We start from the raw sequence: 17,764 nt of genomic DNA, 5'->3' as shown, positions 1-17,764 counted from the left end.
ACGGTGGCCGCATCTCAATGTGTCAGCGCCTCGCGGCTGAAGCCGCTCCTACAGCAGGCTGCCCGACGTCAACTCGGCAGGCTCTACGGCAGGCCGCAGGCCGCGCGCAACTCGTCCTCGATCGGCGCCACCTGCCCCGGCGGCCGCGACTGCGGCCGGCACAGGTAGGTTTCCTCGGCGATGCGCGCGTCCACGGCAAATCCGGCACTGCGCAGCATGGCCTCCACGCCGGCGTGGTTCGGTGCCCACCAGTTGGTCGGGTCGTCGGCCAGGCGATGCTCGATGAAGGCCATCTTCGGCCAGCCCGGTTTGCACATCAGGCTGCGCTCGAGCATGCCGATGTCGCGCGGCGCCGGATACACTGCCTCGCCCGGCATGGTCATGGTCTGCAGCACCAGGGCGCGGCGGCACAGGCGCCGCACGATATCCAGCGCCAGCAGCGGATGCCGCAGGTGGTACAGCACGCCCATCAGCCACACCAGGTCGTACTGCTCGGCTTCGCGCGCCAGATCGTACAGCTGCATCTGCCGGAACCGCACGCGCCGCTCCAGACCGAACTGTTGCGCCGCCCAACGCGCCTGCCGCAGGTAGTGCGGGTTCATGTCGATCGCCACCACCTCCGCGCCGCGCCTGGTCAGCTCGAAGCTGTAGAAGCCGGCGTTGCAGCCGATGTCCAGCACCCGCCAGCCCTGCAGATCGGCCGGGATATGTGCGGCCATCTGCCGCCACTTGCAGGCCGGGAAGTCGCCGTAGGGATGCGCCGGCAAGGTCTGGCGTCCATCTGGCAGGTGCAGGTTGTGGAACCACGGCCCCAGCGCCTGGATCGGGTCGGCGGGATCGGCGGACGGAACGGCGGAGTGCATGGACGGACCCTCCCGGGAAACCTGGCGTCCCGCGCTTCAGCGGTTGACCAACTTGAAGAAGCGGCTCTGGCTGCCATCGCTGGTCTTCTCCTGGTACAGGAAGGCCAGTTCCTCTTCTTCGAACTTGTCGAAGAAGTCGTCCCAGCTGATCTCCTCCAGCGCCGCATCGTCGCGGAACAGGATGCGCAGCACGCCGGCGTCCTCATCGGCTTCGGTGCCGCGCACGCTGGCTGGGCGGCCGCCGCGGGCCTCGGCCCAGCGGCGGATTTCGTCGTGATCGGTGGTGGTCTTGGCGTCATGCGAGGGCATGGGGAGCGCTCCTGGCGGGGGTGGACGTGGTGGCCGCGTCGGCGACGCGGTCGAGGGCATCGTGCAGGGTCTGCGCGCGATGCGCGGCGGTGTGTTCGGCGAGCACGCGGCGGCGCCCTGCCTCGCCGATCGCCAGGCGCTGCGCCTCGGGCAGGTCGCGGATCCAGCCCAGCACCTCGGACGTGCGCCGCGCGATCAGGATGTCCTTGCCGGGCGCGAACAGCGTCTCCAGCCCGTCCCATGCGTCGGAAATGATCGGGGTGGCGCAGGCCGCCGCTTCGAACAGGCGCACGCTCGGCGACCAGCCCGCCAGCACCATGTCGGCGCGGGTCAGATTGAGGGTGAAGCGCTGTTGGTTGTAGAAGGCGCCGTGCTGCGCCGGCGGCAGATGCTCGCAGCGCGGCACGTTGTCCGGCCAGACCAGATGCGGCGGATACAGGGGGCCGGCGACCACGAAACGGCCCTGCGGCCAAGCCATCGCCGGCTGCAGCAACAGCCGCTCCAGCGGCGGCTGTCGGTCGTCGCTGTAGGTGCCCATGTAGCCCAGGTCGTAGCGGTGCGCCTGCGGCTGCGGTCGGTATTGCTCCGGGTCGAACGCGCAGTACAGCGGCACGGCGCGCGGCGCGCCGTAGACGCGTTCCAACCGTTGCAGGGTCGGGCCGCCGGTGAAGGACAGATACAGGTCGTAGTGCGGAATCAGCGCCGGCGACAGATAGGCGCAGTCGCCGCGCTGCAGCGCCGCCAGGGTCACCGGCGTGTCGATGTCGTAGAAGCCGACCACGCCGCGCGCGGTCTGCTGTACCCACGCGCCCACCGCGATGCCGTCGGGCACGTAGGAGCCCACGATCACCAAATCCGCCGCGGCGATCGCCGCGGCGTGCCGATCCTGCAGTTCCTCGAGGCTGGCATACAGCACCGGCGCGCACGGCAACTGCGCCGGCGGATCCTGGTGCTCGGCGTACCACGGCACGTCGCGCTCCAGGAACACCACGCGGTCGCCACGCGCCTGCAGCGCGGCGATCAGTCCGCGGTAGGTGGTGGCGTGGCCGTTGCCCCACGACGAGCGCAGGCTCAGGCCGAGGATGACGATATCGCGCGCGGCCATCACGCCGCCTCCCGCTGGCGCGCATCCAGCAGGGCTTCCACCTCGCGCGCGCGGTGCGTGTAGGTGTGATCGCGCAGCAGGCGCTGCCGCGCCCGCGCGCCGATCGCCTGCGCCTGTACGGCATCGATACGCTGTAGATAATCCGCCACCTGCTCGCTGTCGTGCGCGACCAGCACCTCGCGCTGCGGTTCGAGGAACGCCTCGATGCCTTCCCAGGCATCGACGATCAGGCAGGCGCCGGCGCCGGCCGCCTCGAACACCCGGGTCGGCGGCGACCAGCCGAAGCGCGCCATGCTGTCGCGGTTGACGTTGAGCACCATCCGCACGCTGCAGTTGAAGGCATTGTGGTCGCGCGTGGACACGTGGCCGAGCGTGCGCACGTTGTCCGGCAGCGCATCGTCCCAGCCGCTACCGCCGAGCAGGAAGCGCGCCTGCGGCAGGCGCCGCGCCGGCTCGAGGAAGAACTGCCGCACCCGTGCTTCGCGGTCCGGCAGCCGATTGCCGAGAAAGCCCAGGTCGGCGGCGAAGGACGCCTGCGCCGGCGCCGGGTGGTGGCTCAGCGGATCCAGCGCGTTGTAGATCGGCACGCACTCGGCTGCGCCCAATGCACGATACGCCGCCACCACGCGCGGCCCGCCGCCGTAGGTCAGCACCAGGTCGTAGCGCGGGATCTGCGCGCGGAACGGATCCTCGGCATCGGCCTGCACGCGCTCCAGCGTGGCCGGTGCGTCCACGTCCCAGAACAGCACCTGGGTGCGCGAGGAGCGCAGTCCCAACACCTCGCGCTCCAGGAATGCATCGAACACGCCGACGCCGCTGGCCTTGACCACCACGTCGGCGCCGCGTGCCTGCTCCAGTGCGCGCGCCGCGTCGGCTTCGGCCGCCCCGGGATAGACGGTGACCTGGGCCCAGTCCGGATCGTCGATGTCGCGGTGCTGCTGGCGCCCGAACGCATCGGGTTCGAAGAAGTGGATGCGGTGGCCACGCTGCGCCAGCGCGTGCAGCAGGCCGCGGTAGTAGGTGGCGGCGCCGTTCCAGTACGAGGACACCAGGCTGGAACCGAAGAAGGCGATGTGCAACGGACTAGGCATGACGGAGGCTCCGTTCGTCGGGAAGCGTGGCGCGCGGGCTGGGCGCGTCGAGTTCGGCGAGCACCGCCAGCAGTTCGTCGACGCGGTGCGCGCAGCTGTGGCGGGTGCGGATGGTATGCAGGCCATGCATGCGCAGCGCCGCGGCCAGTTCGGCGTCGTGCAGCACGTCGTGCAGGTGGCGCTGCATCTGCGCGCCGTCGCGCGCCACCAGGTAATCGCGCCCGGGCGTGAGCAACTGCTCGACGTCGTCCCACGGCGCACACACCAGCGGGATGCCGCAGGCCAGCGCCTCGAACACGCGGATCGTGGGGATGCCGGGCAGCGCGCGCACATACGGCCGTCGCGGCACGTGCACGGTGACCCGGAAATGCGCGAACGCCTGCGGCGCGCGATGGTTGGGCAGCCAGCCGGCGTAGTCGATGCCGGCCTCGGCCAGCGCCTGCAAGGCCTGTGGCGGATAGCGCACGCCGTGGATGCGGGCGCGCAGGCGCAGCCGCCGTACCGGCTGGATCAGGAACGCGTCCAGTTCCTGCGCGCGCTCGTCGTCGCCCCAGTTGCCGATCCATAGCAGGTCGCCCTGCTGCGCCTGCCCGAGCTGCGGCTGGAACACGCGCAGATCCGCCGCCTCGTGCCAGGTCCACACGCGCCGGCTCCAGCCATGGCGCAGATACTGCTGGCGCACCGCTTCGCCGAAGGCGAGCACGCCGTCGTAGTCGGACAGATCGAACCGCGCCATCTCGTCGGGGGCGCTGACCGAACGGTGGTGGGTGTCGTGGAACAGCACGCGGCACCCGGCAGGCGCCTCGCGGCCGATCCGCGCGATCAGCGCGGGCGCGTTCCATTCGTGCACCAGCACCACGTCGGCGCCGTCCAGCACCTGCGCCAGATCCAGCGTGGCCAGGTCGTAGCGCGTGCTGCGCAGCTGCGGAAAGGCATCGGCGAAGGCCTGCAACGGCGCCTCGCCCTCCTCCGCCTGCAGTTGCGCACGGCTCCAGCTGTCGTGCGGCTCGTACACCGCCAGCGCATGCCCGCGCGCCTGCAGTTCGGCGACGATGCCACGCAGGAAATGCGCGTTGCCGTGGTTCCAGTCTGACACCAGCGAGTGATAGAACAGCACGAATTTCATGCACCGACTCCGATCGAGGAAAGCATGGGGACCGGCGGGCCGGCCCGTCCGGCCGCGCGGGGCGTGCCGCGATGCGCGATCAGCGCCCGATAACGCTGGCGGTAGGCCGCGGCCATGGCGGTGGCGGTGTAGCGCCGCGCCTGCGCAACCGCGCGCCGGGCCATGCGCTGCCGCAGCAACGGATCGCCGATCAGGCGCTGCAACTGCGCCGTCAGCGCCCGTGCGTCGTCCGGCGCGACGTACAGCGCCGCATCGCCCCAGACCTCGCGCAGGCTGGGGATGTCGCCCAGCACCAGGGCGCAGCCGGCCTGCGCCGCTTCCAGCGCCGACAGCCCGAACGGCTCGTAGCGCGCCGGCAGCGCATACACGCTGGCGCGGGCCATCCAGCGGCGCAGACGCGACGGCGGCAGCTGGCCCAGCAGCAACGCCGGCGCGATCGCCGCGGTGCCGCCGTCCGGATGCGCCGCTTGCCCGGCGATGCGCAGCGCCCAGGGCAGCTGCGGCGCTACCGCGGCCAGCGTGCGCAGATTCTTCGCCTCGTCCCACAGCCGCCCTGCCGCCAGCACCAGGGGCCGCTTGGCGCTGGCCGGCACCGGCCGCGACAGCGGCGCGGCGCCATTGGCGATCACGCTGCACGGCACGTCCAGCGGATACTGCGCGCGCAACGCCGCCAGCATCGCCTGGGTCGGCGCGACCACGTGATCGGCCGCCGCCAGACCCGCGGCGACCGTGGCGCGGTAGTGATCCCATTCGGGCGGCAGCGCCTCGCCGCGCACCGCCTGCCACCAGGAGCCGACGCAGGAATGCGCGGTCATCAGCACCGGCGCAGGCCACGCCAGGGCGCCGTGCGCATAGTCGTTCAGATGCACCACATCCGGGCGCACCTGCGCCGCCAGCGCCTGCAGCCAGCGCCCGGCCGAGGACACATCGGCCCAGGGATCGTCCATCCACAGCAGCCGGTAGCCGCTGGCATGCAGGCGCAGCCCCTGGATCGCCGCGGCCTCGCGCCACTGCGCCGGCGTCGGGCTCGCGCCCATCGTCGCCAATTCCACGCGGTCGCCCTGCGCGGTCAGCACGCGGCACAGGCTCAGCGCGTACTGCCACACGCCGCCGACGGTGTCGGCGGTCATCAGGATCCGCAGCGGACGCTCAGCGTCCATAGAGCGCATCCACGGTGCGAGCGACCTCGAGCAGGTGCAGCGCCGCCGGGTCGAAGCCGGGGTCGGCGCCCAGGCGCTCGGCCCAGTCCAGCAAGGCGCGGCCGCCCCAGGCGTCCGGTGGCGAGGCCAGGCGCTCGCAGCGTGTGCCGTCGAAGCGGTCCACGGTGAAGTCGAAGAACGAGCCGTCGACATTGCGCAGCGCCGCGCCGCCACCGGTGCCGTACACATGCGCCTGGATCACCGCATCGCAGCCGGCCGGCAGGCGCCAGGAGCAGGCCATGCGCACGCTGGAGCCGTTGTCCATGCGCCACTGCGCGCTGGCGTAGTCCTCCACCTGCTGCACCGGCCGGGTCAGTTGCCGGCCTTGCGCGTACAGCGCCGCCTGCAACTCGCGATGGCCGCCGCTGCCGGTCAGCCACATCGCCAGATCCAGCAGATGGATGCCCAGGTCCATCACGCAACCGCCGCCGGAACGGGCGATGTCGTAGAACCAGTCCTTGTCCGGGCCGTAGGCGTTGTGGAACAGCAGGTCGATCGCGAACACCTCGCCCAGTGCGCCCTGCGCGATCTGCTCGCGCAGCGTCGCCATGCCCTTGGCGAAGCGGTAGCTGAAATCCACCGCGAGCAGGCGGTCGTGGCGTTGCGCCAGCGCCAGCACCTGCTCGGCTTCGGCGGCGGTGCGGGTCAGCGGCTTCTGGCAGAACACCGCCAGGCCGCGCTGCAGGGCCGCGGCGGCCTGCGCGGCGTGCGCGCCACTGGGCGTGGCGATGACCACGCCGTCCAGGTCCTCGCGCGCCAGCAGCGCCTCCAGGTCAGGCAGCAGGTCGGCGGCCGGTGCGTCCTGGCGTGCGTCGAGCAGCGCCGTCGCGCTGGCATCGGCGATCGCCACCACCTGGCCCAGTCCGCTGTCGGCCAGGGCGCGCATGCGCGCACGGCCGATCCAGCCGACGCCGAGGAACCCCAGCCGCGGCGCACGCCAACGCGGTTGCGCCCACGCGTTCATGCCAGCACCACGCCTTTGAGGAAGCCCTCGGGGCGCGCCTCCATGTCCGCGAATGCCTGCGGCAGCCGATCCGGCGGATAGCGGTGGGTCAACAGCGGAAACGGATCCAGGCGCCCGTCGGCGACCGCGTCCACCGCCTCCTGCAGGCCACGTCGCGCCACCCGCGGATCGCGCTCGTGCGCGTTGACCACGTCCAGGCCGCGCCAGTTCCACTGCTGCATGTCGACCTGGCGCGGGCCGTCCTGGTGGTAGCCGGCGATGACCAGGCGCCCGCCTTCACCGCACAGCGCGCTGGCGATGTCGAGGGTGACCTGCTCGCCGGCGGCCTCGATCACCCGCAGGCAGCCGCTGCCGCCGGTGAGTTCGTGCACCGCGCCGATCGCCGCGTACCGATCCTCGGTGGCGAGCGTGGCGCTGGCGCCGCACTGGCGCGCGATCTGCAGCGCGTACTCGCGCCGCGACAGCGCGATCACCTGCGCGCCGAGCCCGGTGGCCAACTGGATCAGCAGCGCACCGATGAAGCCGACGCCGACCACCGCGACGGTATGGCCCGGCTGGATGTCGCTGCGGCGCAGGATGTTCATCGCGCAGGCCAGCGGCTCGCCGGGCAGATCGCGGCCGGACAGCGACGGCGGCAAGCGCACCAGCGCGTCGGGTTCGGCCAGGTCGTACTCGGCATAGGCGCGGCCGGACAGCAGCACGACGCGGTCGCCCGGCGCCCAGTCGCGGACGTCGGCGCCGACCGCGTCGACCTCGCCCCAGCCTTCGTGGCCCGGCGCACCGGGTTCGAACGGATAGGCGAACCATGGCCGGCCGGCCCATACCGGCAGATTGGACGCACACACGCCGCAGCCGTGCAGGCGCACCCGCACCTGCTGCGGCGCGGGTTCGGGGCGTGGCTGGCGCTGGGCGACGATGCGGCCCGGGCCTTCGAAGACGGCGGCATGCATGCTGTTCATGCGGCGTGGATCCTCCGTTGCGGTGGGGAAACAGGTGCGGCGCGCTCGGCCTGCGTGTGCAGCCAGCGGTGCAGCCGCGTGATGCCGGCATCGGCGCCGACGCGAGGCGACCAGCCCGTGGCCGCGGCGAAGGCGCGGGTGTCGGAGACGTAGTAGCGCTGGTCGCCGACCCGCGGCGCGGCATGCGCCAGTTCCAGGCGATGGCCGACCAGGACCTCGATCCGCCGCAGCACCTCGCGCAGGCTGGCGGCATTGGCCGGCCCGCCGCCCATGTTGAACGCCCGCCCGGACAGCCGCGGCATCTGCGCCTGGCACTGCAAAAACGCCTCGACCAGGTCGTCGACGAACAGCAGGTCGCGGACCTGGCGGCCATCGCCGTACACGGTGATCGGCTGCTGCTGCAACGCGCGGATCAGGAAGTGCGCGACCCAGCCCTGGTCCTCGTTGCCGCACTGGTGCGGGCCATAGATGCAGCTCATCCGCAGCACCACCGCCTGCAGGCCGAAGCTGCGCGCGTAATCCAGCACGTACTGGTCGGCACCGCCCTTGGAGCAGCCGTAGGGGCTGTGGAAATCCAGCGCGCGGCGCTCGTCGATGCCGCGCGCGCGCAGCAGCGGATCGCTGGGCTGGTAGCGCTGCGCGTCGGCCTCCAGCGGCACGTCGTCGAGCGCGCCATACACCTTGTTGGTGGAAGTGAACAGCAGCGGCGGCGGCCGCCGCGCGCAGCGAATCGCATCGAGCACGTTGAAGGTGCCGCGCAGGTTGACCTCGAAGTCGTGCGACGGATCCTCCAGGCTGGAGGTCACCGCCACCTGCGCGGCCAGGTGGAACACCTGCGCCGCCTGCGCCACCGCATCGCCGAGCAGGTGCCGGTCGCGCACGTCGCCCACCTCCACGTGCAGGCGTTCGGCGGGATAGTGGCGACGCAGCCATTGCAGGTTGTGCTCCACGCCGGGCCGCGACAGGTTGTCGTAGACGATGACGCGGCGCCCGCTGTCGAGCAGGCGCGCGGCCAGGTTGGTACCGATGAAGCCGGCGCCACCGGTGATCAGCACTGCATCGGCGCGCGGACGCGACAGCGCATGCACCGGCGCGCGGCCAGTTGCGCTGGGCGCTGTGGCGAGCGGCTCCTGGGCGACCTCCGGGCGCGGCGCGCGCGACAGGTTGGCGCCGTGCTCGTGGTGCAGCGACGCCAATGCCTCGATACCGTCGTAGCCCTGCTCGGCCCACAGCCGGTACAGCAGCTTGGCGCGGCCGCGCTCGTCGCGCAGGCCGAAGTGATAGTGGCGCTCGTCCTCGTGGAAACCGTCCTGGTGGCTGATGCTGCCGTGCAGGTCGCACGCGGCGTACCAGTACAGCCGCTCCACCGGCGCATCCAGCGTCTCGCGCAACTGCCGCACCTGCTCGATCTCGTCGTGGCGCCAGGTCGAGTAACCGGTCTCGCTGAGCCAGACCTGCGGCTGCAACCCGTGCGCGGCGAGCACCGCGCGTACCTCGCCGAGGACGTCCGCCCAGGGCCGGCGACGGAAATCCCAGGTGCCGGGGAACCCATGCACGCCGATCGCATCGATATGCGCCAGCGCACCGCGCCGCGCCATCAGCGCCAGCCAGTTGGGATCGGTCGGGCACATGCCGCCCAGCAGGGTCTTCTTGCCCAACTGGTGCGCCCAGTGCGCGGCCTGGCCGATCATCTCGGCGAAGCGCTGCCAGTCGTGGTCCAGGTGCCAGTCCCAGTCGTTGAGGTTGTTCGGCTCGTTCCACAGCTCGATCCACTCGAAGCCGTCGCCGAAGCGCCCCACCACTTGGTCGATGAAATCGGCGAAAGCCTTGCTGTCGCGCGGCGGCGACGCGGTGCGCGGCTCCAGCCCCAGCGATGGCGGGGTGTAGCAGAAGCACGGCAGCACCTCGCAGTGCGCGCTGAGCAGCGGTATCAGCCACGCATACCAGCGCTCGCCCTCGGCGGTGTGCCAGTCGGCCCAGGAAAACTGGGTGCGCAGCCGGCGCACGCCGAGCTCGCGCATGTCGTGCAACAGCGCATGCACGGCGTCCTCGTCGCCGATCCGCAACCATTCGATCAGGCCGATCTCGGCCAGCCGTTCGCGTGCCTGCGCGCTCATCCCTGCAACCCCCGCCGTGCCAGCTCGGCATTGGCCGCTTCGATGCCATCGGCGGCGGTCTGCTCGCGCAGCCACGTCACCAGCTCGCCCAGCCCCTGCTGCAACTCCATCTGCGGCGTATAGCCGATGCGGTCGCGGGCCAGGGAGATGTCGGCGAAGCAGTGCCGGATGTCGCCCACCCGGTAGTTGCCGGACACCTGGGGCGGCAGGTCGTCGATGCCCATGGCCGCGGCGATGCGCTGCGCCACCTCGTTGATGCTGATCGCCTGGCCGCTGCCGATGTTCAACGCCAGGCCCGCGGCGGATTCGCTTTCGTAGGCCAGGCGGCAGGCGCGGGCGACGTCGCTGACATGCACGAAATCGCGGCGTTGCGCGCCGTCCTCGAAGATCACCGGCGGTTTGCGGTTGAGCAGCCGCGCCGCGAAGATCGCCAGCACCCCGGTGTAGGGATTGGACAGTGCCTGGCGCGTGCCGTAGATGTTGAAGAAGCGCAATGCCGTGGTCGGGATCGCATAGGCCTGGCCGACGATCAGGCACAGGCGCTCCTGGTCCAGCTTGGACAGCGCGTACACCGACGAAGGTTCGGCCGGCTTGCCCTCGTCGGTCGGCACCGGCTGCAGCGGGCGTCCGTCCACGCTCGGCTCCCACTGCGCGCGGCGCAGTTGCGCCAGCGGCCGTTCGCGCACCGGCACGCGCGTGCCGTCGGCATCGACGTAGGCACCTTCGCCGTAGACGCTCATGCTCGACGCCACCACCAGCCGCTGCACCGGTCGCTCCACCAAGGCTTCCAGCAGCACCGCGGTGCCGAGATTGTTGGTGTGGGTGTAGTGGGCGATCTGGTACATGCTCTGGCCCACGCCGACCGCGGCGGCGAGATGGAACACGCCGTCCACGTCCTGCAGCGCCTCGCGCACCGTGGCCGGATCGCAGACATCGCCGACGATCAGTTCCACCTGCGCGGACAGGTAATCGGGCCGCGTCGCATTGGCGCCGTGCACCTACGCGCACAGGTTGTCGAGCACCCGCACCCGGTAGCCCTGCGCCAGCAACTCGTCGGCCAGGTGGGAGCCGACGAAGCCGGCGCCGCCGGTTATCAGCACGCGCTTGCCGGCGTGCGGGCGGCCCGTGCCGCCCCTGAGTTCATGCACAGTCACGTTGCACCTCCAGTTCCGGGATGTCGTGCAGATGCGCCTGAAACCAGGCGATGGTGCGGCGCAGGCCGTCGTCCAAGGCCACCTGCGGCTCCCAGCCGAGTTCGCGCCGGGCCAGGCCGATGTCCGGGCAGCGCCGGGTCGGGTCGTCCTTGGGCATCGGCCGGCGCACGATGCGCGAGGACGAGCCGGTCAGGGCCAGGATCCGCTGCGCCAGCTCGGCCACGGTGATCTCGTGCGGATTGCCGAGGTTGACTGGGCCGGTGAAGCCACGCGGGCTGCGCATCAGTTGCACGATGCCCTCGACCAGATCGGAGACGTAGCAGAACGAACGGGTCTGGCTGCCGTCGCCGTACAGGGTCAGCGGCTGCTCGCGCAGCGCCTGCACGATCAGGTTGGAGACCACCCGACCGTCGTCGTTGCGCATGCGCGGGCCGTAGGTATTGAAGATGCGGCCGACCTTGATGTCGGTGGCGTGCAGCCGGTGGTAATCGAAGAACGCCGCTTCGGCGCAGCGCTTGCCCTCGTCGTAACAGGCGCGCGGCCCGATCGGGCTGACCGCACCGCGGTAGTCCTCGCGTTGCGGATGCACCTCCGGCTCGCCGTAGACCTCGCTGGTGGAGGCCTGGAAGATGGTCGCGCCGTTGCTGCGCGCCACCTCCAACAGGTTGATCGCGCCTTCCAGGCAGGTCTGCAAGGTATGCAGCGGACGCGCCTGGTAATGCACCGGCGAAGCGCAGCAGGCCAGGTTGAACACCCAGTCGACCTTGGCCTGGTACGGCTGCACCACGTCGTGGGCCACGAAACGGAAGCGCGGCTGTCCCAGCAGGTGCGTGAGATTGTCCAGCGAGCCGGTCAGCAGGTTGTCCAGCACGGTGACGTCGTAGCCGTCCTCGAGCAGGCGCTCGCACAGATGCGCACCGACGAAGCCGGCACCGCCGGCGACCAGCGCGCGCGGTGGCGCTTGGGTGGTAGGGGAAGCAATTGCGCCATCCATCATCGACTCCTCGCAGAGGCCGGGCGTCATCGCCTGGCGTGGGAGAGGTCAGCGCAAATGGCGTGCCAAGTGCGCGCGGTACGGGCCACGCACATGCAGATGTGGCGTCCTGTCAGGGTTTGGGGGCGGATCGCGACTGCCGCGGCGCACGCGCCTTGGCGGCACTCGTATGGAGGGCGTGCACGCCGCTGTCAGCGGCCCGTGAAACGACGATGCCGCGTTGCAGCGACCGAGGAAAAATTTGCCAACGCGGCGATGCCGCGCCAGACAACTCGCAAACACGCGAGCCAACGGCGCGACCGTCGGCGCCGACGTCGCGCCGCATCATCGACGCGTCAGCGCACGCTGCGCATGCGCCGCGGGTGCACGAGCACCGCGCGGCACGCCGTCGGTCTGGAACGCGATCGCGTGCGCGGATCGCAGGCCTCGGCGTTGCGGCGCCCGAACGCCGGGCACAAAAAAAGAGGCTTGCGCCTCTTGGTTTGATCGGCCCTGCCGTGACGGCAGCACCGAGACTCTGGAGCGGGAAACGAGACTCGAACTCGCGACCTCAACCTTGGCAAGGTTGCGCTCTACCAACTGAGCTATTCCCGCTTGAGGCCGCGAATTCTACCGGGACCACGCAGGCTGTCAACCATTGCCTTCGATTTTTTTCGCGTTCTTTTCCGCCATCGCCGCGCGCTCGTCGTCGCGCAGGCTCGGCCAGGCCGCATGCAGGTACTGGATGCCCGACCACAGCGTCAGGATCGCCGCGATCGCCAGGGTCCAGTCGCCGACGTGGAAGATGAACAGGCCCATCCACACGCTCTCCGGCGGCGAGCCGTCGGGCATCACCGAGTACAGCAGGCACAGCAGCGCCACCATCTGCGCGGTGGTCTTGATCTTGCCGATCATCGCCACGCGCACCTTGGCGCGCTGGCCGATCTCGGCCATCCATTCGCGCAGCGCCGACACGGCGATCTCGCGGCCGACGATCACCGCCGCCCAGAACGCCATCCACGGCGTCGGATGGCCCTGCACGATCAGGAACAGCGCCACCGCCACCATCAGCTTGTCGGCCACCGGATCCAGGAACGCGCCGAACGCGGAGTACTGGTGGTAGCGCCGCGCCACCCAGCCGTCCAGCCAGTCGGTGAACGCGGCCAGGCCGAAGATCGCCGCCGAGGCGAAGTTGGTCCAGTTGTACGGCAGATAGAACACCAGCACCAGCACGGGGATCATCACGATCCGCAGCAGCGTGAGCCAGGTGGGGATGGTCAACTTCATTGCGCTGCTCTACTCGCCTGCCGGATCGGGTACCGGCAGCCCGTGCAGGTTAGCGTAGATTCGTGCGGCCAGTGCGTCATTGATGCCCTCCACCCGCGCGATCTCGGCCTCGCCGGCGGCCTTTAGCCCGGCCAGTCCACCGAAATGCTTGAGCAGGCTGGCGCGGCGCCGCGGGCCGATGCCGGGGATGTCCTCCAGCTTGCTGGTCATGCGCGCCTTCTGGCGGCGCCCGCGGTGGCCGGTGATGGCGAAACGGTGCGCCTCGTCGCGCACCTGCTGGATGAACTGCAGCGCCGGCGACGCCGCGCCCGGCCGCAGTTCGCGCCCGTCCGGCATCACCAGGGTCTCGTGGCCGGCGCGGCGCTCGGCGCCCTTGGCCACGCCGATCAGCAGCACACCGTCCACGCCCAGGTCGGCGAGCGCGCCCGTGGCCTGCGCCAGCTGGCCGGCACCACCGTCGATCAGCAGCACGTCCGGCAGCACCACGTCGCCCTTGCCCTCGCCTTCGGCGGCGCGACGGAAGCGGCGCTCGATCGCCTGGCGCATCGCCGCGTAGTCGTCGCCCGGCTCGATGCCGCTGATGTTGTAGCGCCGGTACTGGCTGCGCACCGGGCCGCTGGCATCGAACACCACGCACGAGGCCACCGTGGCCTCGCCCATGGTGTGGCTGATGTCGAAGCATTCCACCCGCTTGACCGGCTCGGCCAGGCCGAGCATCTCGCGCAGCGCCTCGCTGCGCGCGTGCTGGGCGTTGCGGCTGGTCAGTTCGGTGACCAGGGTCGCCTGGGCGTTGCGGCTGGCCAGTTCCAGGTAGCCGGCGCGCTCGCCGCGCACGTTCCACTTCAACTGCACCTTGCGCTCGGCGGCCGAACTCAGCGCCGCCTCGATCAGCTCGGCATCGGGGATCTCGCGGTCCAGCAGCACCTCGCGCGGCGGCGCGTGCTCGACGTAGTACTGCGACACGAACGCGCCCAGCACTTCGGCGGCGCTGTCCTCGCCGTTGGTCTTGGGGAAGAACGCGCGGGTACCGAGGTTGCGGCCGTCGCGGAACGCCAGCAGCAGCACGCAGGCGTTGGCGCCCTGGGTGGCGCAGGCCAGCACGTCCAGGTCGGCGGCGCGGCCGTCCACGTACTGCCGGCTCTGCATGCTGCGCAGCGAGCCGAGCAGGTCGCGCAGGCGCGCGGCGCGCTCGAACTCCAGGCGTTCGCTGGCGGCCTGCATGGCCTGCACCAGTTCCTCGCCGAGCTGGTCGCTGCGCCCTTCCAGGAACAGCGTGGAGCGGCGCACCGCCTCGGCGTACTCGTCGGCCGCCACCAGCGCCACGCACGGCGCGCTGCAGCGGCCGATCTGGTACTGCAGGCACGGCCGCGAGCGGTTGCGGAACACGCTGTCCTCGCAACTGCGCAGCTTGAACAGCTTGTGCATCAGGTTCAGCGTCTCGCGCACCGCGGTGACGCCGGGATACGGGCCGAAATAGCGCCCCGGCACCGCGCGCGGGCCGCGATGCAGGGTGATCCGCGGCCACTCCTCGCGGGTCAGCAATACGTAGGGATAGCTCTTGTCGTCGCGCAGCGACACGTTGTAGCGCGGCGACAGCGACTTGATCAGCTGGTTTTCCAGCAGCAGCGCCTCGCCCTCGCTGCGGGTGACGGTGACGTCCATGCGCGCCACCTGCGCCAGCATGGCCATGGTCCGCGCGTTCTTCGGCGAACCACTGAAGTAGCTGGAGACGCGCTTGCGCAGCGCGCCGGCCTTGCCGACGTAGAGCAAGGTGTCGTCCGCGGCGTACATGCGGTAGACGCCGGGCGCGGTACTGAGGTTGGCGGCAAAGGCCTTGCCGTCGAACGGCGGCGCTGCAGGAGTACTCATTCGCCGATCGCGACGTCGCGCAGTTCGCCGCTGGCGATGTCGTAGCGCAGCACCGCATGCGCGTCGGTCTCGGCGATCCACACCGTGCCGGCGCCCACCGCCAGCCCGCCCGGGCCGTGCAGGCGCCGCGGCAAGGCCGCGGTGGACAGTTCGCCGCCGCCCAGGCGCAGGCTGCGCAGGCTGCCGTTGCCGCTGTCGGCGATCCACAGCAACGGCGCGTCCGGGCTCAGCGCGATCGCCTGTGGGAACTGCAGCCGGGCGCGGCTGCGCGGCCCGTCCTCGTCGCCGAAATCCCACGGCCCCTGGCCGCCGAGCAGGGTCTGCACCAGGTCGCCGCGCAACTGCATCGAGCGCACCGCCGAGCCCAGCGCATCGCACACGTACAGCACCTGCTGCACCGCGGCCAGGCTGCACGGCTGCGCGAACGCGGCCAGGTGGCCGCTGCCGTCGCGCAACTCCAGCGCGCCCGCGCCGGCCCGCCAGCGCAGGCTGCGGCTGCCCAGGTCGTAGCTCCAGATACGGTTGTCGCCGGCCATCGCCAGGTGCACCTGGTTGTCGGCGATCACCACGTCCTGCGGATGGTTCAACGGCGCCAGCAGCGGTTGTTCCACTGGCCCTTCCACCGGCTCGCCGGCGCGGCCGTTGCCGCACAGGGTGTCGACCTGGCCGGTGAGCAGGTTGATCCGGCGCAGCGCATGGTTGCCGGTGTCGGCCACGTACAGCACCCCGCGCTCCAGGGCCAGCCCGCGCGGGCGGTGGAACGCCGCCTCGCCGATCGCGCCGTCGATGAAGTCGGCGGTGCCGATGCCGAACTGGCGCAGCACGCGGCCGCTGGTGCTGCACTCGAGGATGCGGTGGTGGCCGCTGTCGGCGACGTACAGGCGGTCCTCGGCCAGCGCCAGGCCGGTTGGGAAGCGCAGCGGCAGGCGCGGCTCCGGCTGGGTCTCGCGGGCGTCGCGCAGGTCCTCGTCCAGCGGCAAGGGCTGTCCGGCGCACAGCGCGTGCAGCGCCTTGTCCAGTTCCGCGCCGCCGATCCCGACCAGGCGCTCGCGTTCCACCCCGCCGGCATCGATCAGGACCAGGGTCGGCCAGGCCTGGACGCCGAAGCGCTGCCAGGCGGCCCAGTCGGCATCGAGCAGGATCGGCGCGGACACGCCCTGGCTGCGCAGCAGCTTCAGCGCCCGCTGCGGCTCGCGCTCGCTGTCGAAGCGCGGTACCTGCACCACGATCACCTGCAGCCGCCCGGGATTGCGCGCCTGCCACTGGCCGAGTTCGGCCAGGCGCTGCGAACACCACACCGACGCGGCGTTGACGAAGGCCAGCACCAGCGCCCGGCCCTGCAGGTCGCGCAGCCGGATCGGCGCCGCGTTGAGCCAGGCGCCGGACGCGGGAAGTTCCAAGGCGGCGATGGAATTCATCGGCCGATTATGCCGGAGCCGAGGTCCACGGACAGTCGTGCCACGCTGCCGGCGGCGGCTTCGTCTACCAGTTGCCAGACCTGCTCGAACTGGGCGCTGCCGCCGGTGTACGGATCGGGGATCTCGCGATGGCTGCGCACCCCGGCCCACGGCAGCCACAGCGCCACGCGGTCGTGCGCCGATGCCGGAGCACGCTGGAGCACGTCGCGCAGGTTGGCCGCATCGGCGCACAGGATCCAGTCGAACTCGGCAAAGTCGCGGTCGTGCAGCTGGCGCGCGCGCAGCCCGGCGATGTCCACGTCGTGGGCGGCGGCGCAGGCCACCGCGCGCCGGTCCGGCGGTTCGCCCCGGTGCCAGTCGCCGGTGCCCGCCGAGTCGACCTGGACCAGCCCGGCCAGCGGCGAGCGCTGCAGGTGATGGCGCAGCGCGCCCTCGGCCATCGGCGACCGGCAGATGTTGCCCAGGCACACCAGCAGCAGCTTCATGCCTGGCCCTGCAGGTGGGCCTCGGCGCGCGCCAGGTCCTCGGGCGTGTCCACGCCGGGCGGGAACGGCGCCGGCGACAGCGCCACCGCGATGCGGAAGCCGGCTTCCAGCACCCGCAACTGTTCCAGCGACTCGATCCGCTCCAACTGCCCCGGCGGCATCGCCGCGAACCGGCGCAGGAAGCCCGCGCGGTAGGCGTAGATGCCGATATGCCGCAGCCACGGGCCCGGCAGCGGCCGCTGCGCCTGCGAGGCGGCGAAGGCGTCGCGGTGCCAGGGGATCGGCGCGCGGCTGAAGTACAGCGCATCGCCAGCGGCACTGCGCACCAGCTTGACCACGTTGGGATCGAACAGATGCTCCGCCGCGTCCACCGGCGTACCCAGGGTCGCCATCTCGGCGCCGCTGTCGGCCAGGGTCCGGGCCACCGCGACGATGCCGGCGACCGGCGCGAACGGCTCGTCGCCCTGCAGGTTGACCACCAGGGTCGCGTCGTCCCAGCCGGCGATGTCGGCGCATTCGGCCAGGCGATCGGTGCCGGACGCGTGGTCGGTGGAGGTATGGGCCACGTGCACGCCGTCCAGGTCGGCCACCGCGGCGGCGATGCGCGCATCGTCGGCGGCCACCCACACCTGCGAAGCGCCGGCGGCGAGCGCACGCCGTGCCACGTGGCGGATCAGCGGCTCGCCGCCGAGCGCGCGCAAGGGCTTGCCCGGCAGCCGCGACGCGGCATAGCGGGCCGGGATGGCGACGACGAAGGACGGGACGGCGGCGTTCATGCCGCCACCGCGCCGACGGCGGGAAGGTCGATGGCGGCGGCAGGCAGGTGCGGGAGCGGGGCGAATCCG

At 71.4% G+C, this 17,764-nt stretch carries 15 protein-coding genes, 1 tRNA gene and 1 pseudogene; all 17 read right to left on the bottom strand.

Features of this window, described 5'->3' with window-relative positions; all coding sequences use genetic code 11:
* Positions 1-83 precede the first annotated feature (83 nt).
* The 17 genes and pseudogenes from M3U25_RS04290 to kdsB all read right to left on the bottom strand — a co-directional run bounded on the left by M3U25_RS04290 (position 84) and on the right by kdsB (position 17,695).
* The gene (locus M3U25_RS04290; protein WP_355499798.1) at positions 84-863 is read right to left on the bottom strand and encodes a TIGR04290 family methyltransferase; all 780 of its coding nucleotides are present in this window, start codon (positions 861-863) and stop codon (positions 84-86) included.
* 36 nt (positions 864-899) lie between these two features.
* On the bottom strand, positions 900-1,172 hold the full coding sequence (locus M3U25_RS04285; protein ID WP_019797294.1) for a hypothetical protein: 273 nt from the start codon (positions 1,170-1,172) through the stop codon (positions 900-902).
* Complete coding sequence (locus M3U25_RS04280) at positions 1,159-2,277, bottom strand: glycosyltransferase (RefSeq protein ID WP_355499801.1); 1,119 nt, start codon at positions 2,275-2,277, stop codon at positions 1,159-1,161. Before M3U25_RS04280 ends, M3U25_RS04285 begins: the two co-directional genes overlap by 14 nt.
* On the bottom strand, positions 2,277-3,368 hold the full coding sequence (locus tag M3U25_RS04275) for a glycosyltransferase (RefSeq protein WP_355499804.1): 1,092 nt from the start codon (positions 3,366-3,368) through the stop codon (positions 2,277-2,279). The genes M3U25_RS04280 and M3U25_RS04275 overlap by 1 nt, the downstream gene beginning before the upstream one ends.
* A complete protein-coding gene (locus tag M3U25_RS04270) occupies positions 3,361-4,494 on the bottom strand; it encodes a glycosyltransferase (RefSeq protein WP_355499807.1) in 1,134 nt (377 codons plus the stop codon). Before M3U25_RS04270 ends, M3U25_RS04275 begins: the two co-directional genes overlap by 8 nt.
* On the bottom strand, positions 4,491-5,654 hold the full coding sequence (locus tag M3U25_RS04265; protein ID WP_355499810.1) for a glycosyltransferase family 4 protein: 1,164 nt from the start codon (positions 5,652-5,654) through the stop codon (positions 4,491-4,493). The genes M3U25_RS04270 and M3U25_RS04265 overlap by 4 nt, the downstream gene beginning before the upstream one ends.
* A complete protein-coding gene (locus M3U25_RS04260; protein ID WP_355499812.1) occupies positions 5,644-6,657 on the bottom strand; it encodes a Gfo/Idh/MocA family oxidoreductase in 1,014 nt (337 codons plus the stop codon). The genes M3U25_RS04265 and M3U25_RS04260 overlap by 11 nt, the downstream gene beginning before the upstream one ends.
* A complete protein-coding gene (locus M3U25_RS04255) occupies positions 6,654-7,616 on the bottom strand; it encodes a zinc-binding dehydrogenase (RefSeq protein WP_355499815.1) in 963 nt (320 codons plus the stop codon). The genes M3U25_RS04260 and M3U25_RS04255 overlap by 4 nt, the downstream gene beginning before the upstream one ends.
* A complete protein-coding gene (locus M3U25_RS04250; RefSeq protein WP_355499817.1) occupies positions 7,613-9,733 on the bottom strand; it encodes an NAD-dependent epimerase/dehydratase family protein in 2,121 nt (706 codons plus the stop codon). The genes M3U25_RS04255 and M3U25_RS04250 overlap by 4 nt, the downstream gene beginning before the upstream one ends.
* Positions 9,730-10,833 (bottom strand): annotated as a pseudogene (locus tag M3U25_RS04245) (NAD-dependent epimerase/dehydratase family protein). The gene M3U25_RS04250 and the pseudogene M3U25_RS04245 overlap by 4 nt, the downstream one beginning before the upstream one ends.
* 40 nt (positions 10,834-10,873) lie before the next feature.
* Positions 10,874-11,881 carry a UDP-glucuronic acid decarboxylase family protein gene (locus M3U25_RS04240; protein ID WP_355499823.1) on the bottom strand — a complete coding sequence of 336 codons (1,008 nt, stop codon included), beginning with the start codon at positions 11,879-11,881 and terminating at the stop codon, positions 10,874-10,876.
* 518 nt (positions 11,882-12,399) lie between these two features.
* A tRNA-Gly gene (locus M3U25_RS04235) sits at positions 12,400-12,475 on the bottom strand.
* A gap of 36 nt (positions 12,476-12,511) precedes the next feature.
* Positions 12,512-13,147, bottom strand: a complete 636-nt coding sequence (gene pgsA / locus M3U25_RS04230; protein WP_355499826.1) for a CDP-diacylglycerol--glycerol-3-phosphate 3-phosphatidyltransferase — start codon at positions 13,145-13,147, stop codon at positions 12,512-12,514.
* A gap of 9 nt (positions 13,148-13,156) precedes the next feature.
* Positions 13,157-15,016, bottom strand: coding sequence for an excinuclease ABC subunit UvrC (gene uvrC / locus M3U25_RS04225; protein WP_160947383.1), 1,860 nt, complete (start codon positions 15,014-15,016; stop codon positions 13,157-13,159).
* A complete protein-coding gene (locus M3U25_RS04220; protein ID WP_355499830.1) occupies positions 15,013-16,434 on the bottom strand; it encodes a hypothetical protein in 1,422 nt (473 codons plus the stop codon). The genes uvrC and M3U25_RS04220 overlap by 4 nt, the downstream gene beginning before the upstream one ends.
* Entirely contained in the window at positions 16,431-16,919 is a 489-nt protein-coding gene (locus M3U25_RS04215; protein ID WP_242159856.1) for a low molecular weight protein-tyrosine-phosphatase, read from the bottom strand. Before M3U25_RS04215 ends, M3U25_RS04220 begins: the two co-directional genes overlap by 4 nt.
* Positions 16,916-17,695, bottom strand: coding sequence for a 3-deoxy-manno-octulosonate cytidylyltransferase (gene kdsB, locus M3U25_RS04210; RefSeq protein WP_355499834.1), 780 nt, complete (start codon positions 17,693-17,695; stop codon positions 16,916-16,918). Before kdsB ends, M3U25_RS04215 begins: the two co-directional genes overlap by 4 nt.
* Positions 17,696-17,764: the final 69 nt, after the last annotated feature.

Origin of the sequence: Xanthomonas sp. PPL134, assembly GCF_040595915.1 — a bacterium.
Lineage (GTDB): Bacteria > Pseudomonadota > Gammaproteobacteria > Xanthomonadales > Xanthomonadaceae > Xanthomonas_A > Xanthomonas_A indica.
Note: the sequence above shows the minus strand (reverse complement) of the source record. Positions and strands in the feature narration are given on the sequence as shown.